The organism is Variovorax sp. 20P10.2.4 (assembly GCF_058244205.1).
Window position 1 is genome coordinate 1 of record NZ_JBZAYE010000770.1, and the last position, 3085, is coordinate 3085.

General features: G+C 72.0%; 2 protein-coding genes. Both read left to right on the forward strand.

The window, feature by feature from the left end:
• Positions 1-196 precede the first annotated feature (196 nt).
• Complete coding sequence (locus AC27VN_RS37210; protein ID WP_490879890.1) at positions 197-1807, forward strand: AMP-binding protein; 1611 nt, start codon at positions 197-199, stop codon at positions 1805-1807.
• Positions 1808-1821: 14 nt separating this feature from the next.
• A complete protein-coding gene (locus tag AC27VN_RS37215) occupies positions 1822-3030 on the forward strand; it encodes an acyl-CoA dehydrogenase family protein (RefSeq protein WP_490879891.1) in 1209 nt (402 codons plus the stop codon).
• Positions 3031-3085: the final 55 nt, after the last annotated feature.

Sequence of the window (3085 nt, forward strand, 5' to 3'; positions counted from 1 at the left end):
GGCGCGTTCGCTCGTGCGGCAGGCCGCGCGGCTGATCGCCGAGGGCCGCTGGGAGGCCGAGCTGCTGGCCGAGGTCGAGCCCGAGGCATAGCGCGACGCGTTTCTCGCGAGCCGAGCCATCAATGCGATTGATGGCTCGGCATCAGCAAACGGTATTTCCTGTGCCGGGCCGCTTTGGCGGACAGTGGCGCATCGCATGCACGAACGCATGCCTGCATCCAGGAGACACCCCTTGCCCCAGTCCACCCCCCGGGTCGCCAACGTCGGCGAACTCGTTTCGCGCTGCGCGCGCCTGCACGGCCCGCGGATCGCGCTGCGCACCGAATCCCGCAGCCTCAGCTACGAGGCGCTCGACCGCCGTTCCAACCGCCTCGCCAACGCGCTGCTGGGGCTCGGCCTCGCGCGCGGCGACCGCGTCGGCATCTACCTGCCGAACTGCATCGAGATCGTCGAGGTCGAGCTGGCCTGCTACAAGGCCGCGCTGGTCAAGGCGCCGTTCAATGCGCGGCTCTCGCCCGCCGAGGTCGGCGAGATCGTCGCCAACAGCGGCGCCGCGCTGATCGTCACCACGGCCGAGCGTGCCGAAGCCTTCCTGCCGCACCTGAAGGGCGACGCGCGCCCGATGCTGCTGTTCGTCGACGCGCCCGAGGGCGATGCCGCCTCCTACGAGGGCGCGCTCGGCCGCGCCAGCGATGCCTTCGAGGCCGCGCGCGTCGAGGCCGACGAGCTCGCCGTGCTGCACTACACCTCGGGCTCCTCGGGCGTGCTCAAGGCCGCGATGCAGACCTTCGGCAACCGGCTCGCGCAGCTGCGCAAGTTCCTCGTGCGTTCCGAGGGCATGCGCGAAGGCCACCTGCTGGGCCTGGTCGGGCCGGTCACCCATGCCTCGGGCATGCAGATCGTGCCCGCGCTGTGCAGCGGCGCCACCATCCGGCTGTTCGCGGGCTTCGAGCCCGGCCGCTTCCTGGCCGACATGAAGGCCGAGCGCGTGACCCACACCTTCATGGTGCCGACCATGATCAACATGTTGCTGGCCGAGCTCGAGGGCCGCTACCGCCCGCTGCCCGACCTGCAGCGTCTGGGCTACGGCGCCGCGCCGATGGCGCCCGCGCGCATCCTGCGCGCCATGGACGTGTTCGGCCCGGTGCTGTCGCAGGGCTACGGCGCGGGCGAGACCACCTCGGGCGTGTGCGGCCTCGGCGTGGAGGACCACCTGTTCGCGCGCGCCGCCGCGCCCGGGCGGCTGGCCTCGTGCGGCCGGCCCTTCCTCGAGTCGCTGGTGGAGATCGTCGACGACGCGGGCCAGCCCGTGGCGAGTGGCGAGATCGGCGAGATCGTGGTCAGCGGCCCCGACGTGTTCGCCGGCTACTGGCGCGCGCCCGAGCTCACGGCCGAGGTGCTGAAGAACGGCCGCTACCACACGGGCGATCTCGCGCGCGCCGACGACCAGGGCTTCGTGTACATCGTCGACCGCAAGAAGGACATGGTGATCAGCGGCGGCTTCAACGTCTATCCCTCGGAGGTCGAGGCCGTGCTCTACCAGCACGAGGCCGTCGCCGATGCCTGCGTGTTCGCCGTGCCCGACGACAAGTGGGGCGAGGCCGTGGCCGCGCACGTGGTGCTCAAGCCCGGCCATGCGCTCGACCTGGGCGCGCTCGATGCCTTCTGCGCCGAGCGGCTCGGCGGCTTCAAGCGGCCGCGCCGCGTGGAGTTCGTGGGCGCGCTGCCGAAGAACCCGAACGGCAAGGTCGCGCGCAAGGCGATCCAGGCGCCGTACTGGGCCGGCCAGAGCCGCATGGTCAACTGAAGGCGGGGACGGACATGAACGCATCCCTCCCGTCGTCCGGCGCCCATGCGCGCCCCTTCGAAGGTTCCGCGCGCGCGGCCGAGCTGATCGCGCGCATCGAGGACTTCCTGCACGGCGAGCTCGCCGACCTGGTGCGCGCGCACGGCATCGACCACGAGCACGGCGCGAGCCGCGAGCTGCTGCGGCAGGTCTGGCGCCGCTCGCAGGCACTGGGCTTCTACGGCATGACCCTGCCCGAAGCCATGGGCGGGCTCGGCCTCAGCGTGCTCGACCACGTGCTCGTCAAGGAAGCGATCTACGCGAGCGGCTCGCCGCTGGCGCCGCACGTGCTCGGCGAGCTCAGCGGCCCGCCGCGCGTGGGTGCGCTGGTGCGCAAGGCCACGCCGCACCACATGGAGCGCTTCATCGTGCCGGTGGCGCGCGCCGAGAAGGCGATCTGCTTCGCGCTGACCGAGGCCGAGGCCGGCTCCGACGCGGGCGCGGTGCAGACGCGCGCCGTGCGCGAGGGCGAACACTTCGTGCTCAACGGCCGCAAGCGCTTCATCTCGGGCTCGCCCTTCGCCGACTTCGCGGTGCTGATGGCCTCCACCGCGAGCGACCCGGCGCAGCGCGAGGTCAGCGCCTTCTTCGTCGACCTCACGCAGCCCGGCGTGCGCGTGGAGGCCGGCTACAAGACCATGGCGGGCCAGTCGCACACCGGCGACATCGTGCTCGAGGACTGCCGCATCCCGGTGGCGAACCTCGTGGGCGAACCCGGCCGCGGCCTCGCGCTCGCGCTCGGGCGCATCACGGTCAACCGCCTCTTGCACTGCCCCGCGATGGTGGGGCTGGCCGCGGTGGCGCTGCGCGATGCCTGCGAATACGCCGGCCGGCGGCGCCAGTTCGGCCGCGCCATCGGCCAGTTCCAGGCGATCCAGCACCTGCTGGCCGACATGGCGACCGAGCTGGCGGCCGCGCGCGCGCTGATGCTCGCGACCGCGCGCCAGATCGACGCCGGCTCCGAGGCGCGCGCCGAGGCCTCGATGGCCAAGCTGTTCTGCTCCGAGTCGGCCTTCCGCATCGCCGACCGCGCGGTGCAGATCCACGGCGGCGAGGGCATCGTGCAGGGCCGGCGCGTGGAGTTCCTGTTCCGCATGCTGCGTATGTACCGCGTGCTGACCGGCACCAGCGAGATCCAGCGCAACACCATCGCGCGCGAGCTGCTCGGCGAGCTTTCGAGCTGAACGCCTCGACCAAGAACGACAAGGAGACAACGACATGTGCTTCACGGACCGCCGC

What these genes read in the sequence shown, in the direction of transcription:
- AC27VN_RS37210 (WP_490879890.1), top strand. Translation starts at nt 197, where the DNA reads ATGCACGAACGCATGCCTGCATCCAGGAGACACCCCTTGCCCCAGTCC.
- AC27VN_RS37215 (WP_490879891.1), top strand. Translation starts at nt 1,822, where the DNA reads ATGAACGCATCCCTCCCGTCGTCCGGCGCCCATGCGCGCCCCTTCGAA.